The 3,407-nt window shown below is 35.5% G+C and carries 4 protein-coding genes and 1 pseudogene; all 5 read left to right on the forward strand.

Going from position 1 to position 3,407, the window contains the following annotated elements:
• Nucleotides 1-532 (forward strand): annotated as a pseudogene (locus RMR19_RS03820) (hypothetical protein); the annotation flags it as partial.
• Between the two features lie 13 nt (nt 533-545).
• The gene (locus tag RMR19_RS03825; protein ID WP_310602172.1) at nt 546-749 is read left to right on the forward strand and encodes a hypothetical protein; all 204 of its coding nucleotides are present in this window, start codon (nt 546-548) and stop codon (nt 747-749) included.
• Nucleotides 680-1,339 carry a hypothetical protein gene (locus RMR19_RS03830; protein WP_310602173.1) on the forward strand — a complete coding sequence of 220 codons (660 nt, stop codon included), beginning with the start codon at nt 680-682 and terminating at the stop codon, nt 1,337-1,339. Before RMR19_RS03825 ends, RMR19_RS03830 begins: the two co-directional genes overlap by 70 nt.
• On the forward strand, nt 1,336-1,959 hold the full coding sequence (locus RMR19_RS03835) for a hypothetical protein (protein ID WP_310602174.1): 624 nt from the start codon (nt 1,336-1,338) through the stop codon (nt 1,957-1,959). Before RMR19_RS03830 ends, RMR19_RS03835 begins: the two co-directional genes overlap by 4 nt.
• Nucleotides 1,952-3,244, forward strand: a complete 1,293-nt coding sequence (locus RMR19_RS03840; protein WP_310602175.1) for a hypothetical protein — start codon at nt 1,952-1,954, stop codon at nt 3,242-3,244. The genes RMR19_RS03835 and RMR19_RS03840 overlap by 8 nt, the downstream gene beginning before the upstream one ends.
• Nucleotides 3,245-3,407 lie beyond the last annotated feature (163 nt).

The following is a 3,407-nucleotide window of genomic DNA, read 5'->3' on the forward strand; positions in this document are numbered from 1 at the left end:
GGACTTAAAGCTTGCGTGTGTAAGAGGTGCTATACAGTATGTGCATGCTCTTGAAACAGGAATCGTGAAGGCGGATCTTACGAGTACAAGTGAAAACATACCATATTCTATCGGTGCGGTTACGCATGAAGGAACTGAAAAAGTGTTGATTAACAGTCTTAACAAGGAACAGAGTTATGGCTATCTATCAAGAAACAAAGACCTTACAAAGATCGAATTCATTCTTCGGGACGAAGAGGGAAATCTCAAGTATCGCTATTACTATCAAAACCAAGCAGATGCTTATAAAGCGTGTACTTATGAAGAAATCAGCGAGAAGTACAAGAATTATAGAGAATATATGATACAGGACGAGACGGATACGATTCGTGATTTTGAAGTGAAATTCTTTGTATTTGCAGCAAAGGATAAGTGGGGATTTTATGTTATACCAATTGCCAGAACAGGGCCACAGCTTTATCTGGGAAAAGAGCAATTCTTTGCTTTTGAGAATAACATATGGGAAGTGAATTTCTTTGACGGAAACAAGTAAGGGGGTAAGAAGCATGTTTCAAAATCAATATCCACATTTTGAGAAGGACAGTATATTAAAAGCAGGTATGTTAGTGAATCTTAGAGAATATCCAAGAGATATGTTTGCACTTATGTATCAAGACTATTCTGACGGTATTATTCAGGAGTGCAGATTGTTGTTGATGATGCAGAAGAGGAGGAAGGTGGAACATTACGGATTAAGCCAGGAATCCTAAAGCATCGTGGACGGTTATACCATATGGTGGAAGAGTGTCTGGTACCATATGAAGCATCCGAAAAATGGATGATGCTAAAACTCAAGTTCTTCGAAGTCAATGAAACGAGTGATTATACAACCTATCAGACAAAAATCCTGTTAGATGAAGATATGGAATTGCAGGTTGATGAGATTGAACTTTGTCGATTTCTACTAAAGGCAGGAGCAAGGCTTCGACAAGACTATCAAGATATAAGGGACTTTGATACAGAACATAATACTGTGAATCGAATCCATGTACAATACGCAGGAATTTCAGTGACAACGATTTCGCCAGAGATTACAGCGTATTTTGGGAGAGAACTACTAGGGTACCATAACACAAATCCCTATGATATCGGATTTGCAATGAATTGTATTCAGCAAACGGTAATTTCTCGCAGTGTAATAATGCAGTATCTGCATATTAGACAAAATGTAAAACTGGAAGAAAAGTTAAGCAATAAGCAGATACATACGTATCTTGTAATGATACTAGAAGAGATAAAGGCTGGAAAACTAGCAGGAAATAGTGGGGAACGACTTGGAAGAAGGGTGATTGTAGAATGACAGAATACTTAGATGAAGAACTAGCAAAGAAAATGAGAAAGATGCGTGAAGAAAAGGCAGCATTAGAAAACACTGTTGATGAGGAAGAAGAATGGGCAATACGAGTTGATAGAGTGAAAGAAGGAATTCAAGCAGGACAAGTAAACATTGAGAAGAGAAACCTATTCTTTAAGAAATATGAAATACTAGATAAAAAGATAGAAATGTATATACCGACAAATGACATTGAGATCATGACGGACGACCCACTCATATTCCAAGCAATGGATAACACAAGTAATATAAGCATTATTGTAAGTTGCAACAATGAAAACATGGAATTATCTGCACTTGAGCAAAGAAAACAGCAGATAGATAATTCTGTTAAATCCATGGAGCTGCGTTGTCGATGGAAAAAGGCGGAAACCCTATTGGTAGAGGATAAAGAGGTTCAATACTTTGAATACGTTATGCTGACAGGGCTTGTAGTAATCTATAACGTAATGTGGGTCTATCTATCTGAGGAAGGGCTGATGACCTATCTGTTTAACTTCGAGGAAAAAGAGGAGAAGATATGGTTGCCAATTATACAGGCAGTAAGAGAACTTGGTTGGAAGGAGCAGGTGAGTGGGGATGAGTAAGAAGGAAGAGAAGAATGAGGGGAAAACCCCTCCGATGTTGTATGCGGAACCAGAATCAATTACATATGATTTGCTTGATATTTCAAATTTTAAAATACAACATATAGAAAATCTTAAGATAACGCAAGCAATAAATGAACATGCAAAGCTAGAGTTTACAGCGAGGCTAGATGAAGAAGAGAAGAATCTTCCAGTTTTTACTACATTAACATATTCAAAAGTAGAAGTTTCGTTTAGAGCTGATGATACAAAAGATGCTTTGAGTAAATGTTTATTCAATGGAATTGTTACCTATGTTGCAGTTACAACACAAAGTGGTATTAATTATATCCATGTAACTGCATTGAGTAATACCTATCTGCTGGATATCTATAAAGTAGATGTATCTTATCAAAATACAGAGAGCTCCTATAAAAATCTTGTTAAAAAAGTTCTTAAAAGAACAGAAAAGGCAGAAGCTAAGTTTGTTGAGGCTTCAAATAAGTCTGTTGGGGAGTTTGTACTACAGTATAAAGAGACCGATTGGGAATTTATCAAAAGAATTGCTTCAAAGTTTTATGAGGGGCTGTATCCCGATTGTAGAAACAAAGATCCTAAATTTTATTTTGGATTAAATACAAAGGATGAAGTAGAAGAAATTAATGTATTAGAATACAGTACAGTCAAGCGAATACAAGAATATCAAGTAAACAGTAGCAATTACATTAAAGGTGTTAAAGAAAGTGACTACATTGAATATCAGATTAAATCTAAAAAAATGCGATTCATTGGAGACAAGATTAAGTTTCAAAAACATATTTTTTATATAAAATATGCGGTATATACAATGGAACATGGGATATTGGTAGCATACTATTGCATCAGCCCTAAAAACGGACTAAGGCAAAATCGAATCTATAATGAGTCAATTAAAGGGATATCGCTTAATGGTAAAGTTGCTCAAGTAGTTAGAGATAAAGTAAAAATCGGGTTAGATATAGAGAAGAATAAAGGAAGTGGCTATCTATTCCCATATTCAACAATAGCAGCATCGCCAGATGGAAGCGGCTGGTATTGCATGCCTGAGGTTGGTGATTACGTAAGAGTGTATTTTCCAGATGAGAAGGAACGACACTGCTATGCCATTAGCTCAATAAGTGGATATACAACAGAATCAACAGGTGGGGAAGCGGATAAAATGGCAGATCCGAATGTGAAATATCTGAGTACAAAATCAGGAATGACGATAGATATGTGGATTGTTGTAATGATATCCAATATATTAAGAGATATATTGAAGAGTTAGTGAAGAATAACTTAGAGTATAGAATTTTATTATAGTTCCAATATTTTACTCAGTTTATACACTATAAAATCTCCTTTTCAAATGTTGTAATAGGATATTTAGAACATAAAGTTTCTCGCATCTGTATAAATTGAATAATCTCCTTTTCACTCTCAATCAATCC

Origin of the sequence: Anaerosporobacter sp., assembly GCF_031551385.1 — a bacterium.
Classification (GTDB): Bacteria; Bacillota; Clostridia; order Lachnospirales; family Lachnospiraceae; genus Anaerosporobacter.

Coding starts and splice junctions, on each gene's coding strand:
- RMR19_RS03825 (WP_310602172.1), top strand. CDS start 546: ATGTTTCAAAATCAATATCCACATTTTGAGAAGGACAGTATATTAAAA.
- RMR19_RS03835 (WP_310602174.1), top strand. CDS start 1,336: ATGACAGAATACTTAGATGAAGAACTAGCAAAGAAAATGAGAAAGATG.
- RMR19_RS03840 (WP_310602175.1), top strand. CDS start 1,952: ATGAGTAAGAAGGAAGAGAAGAATGAGGGGAAAACCCCTCCGATGTTG.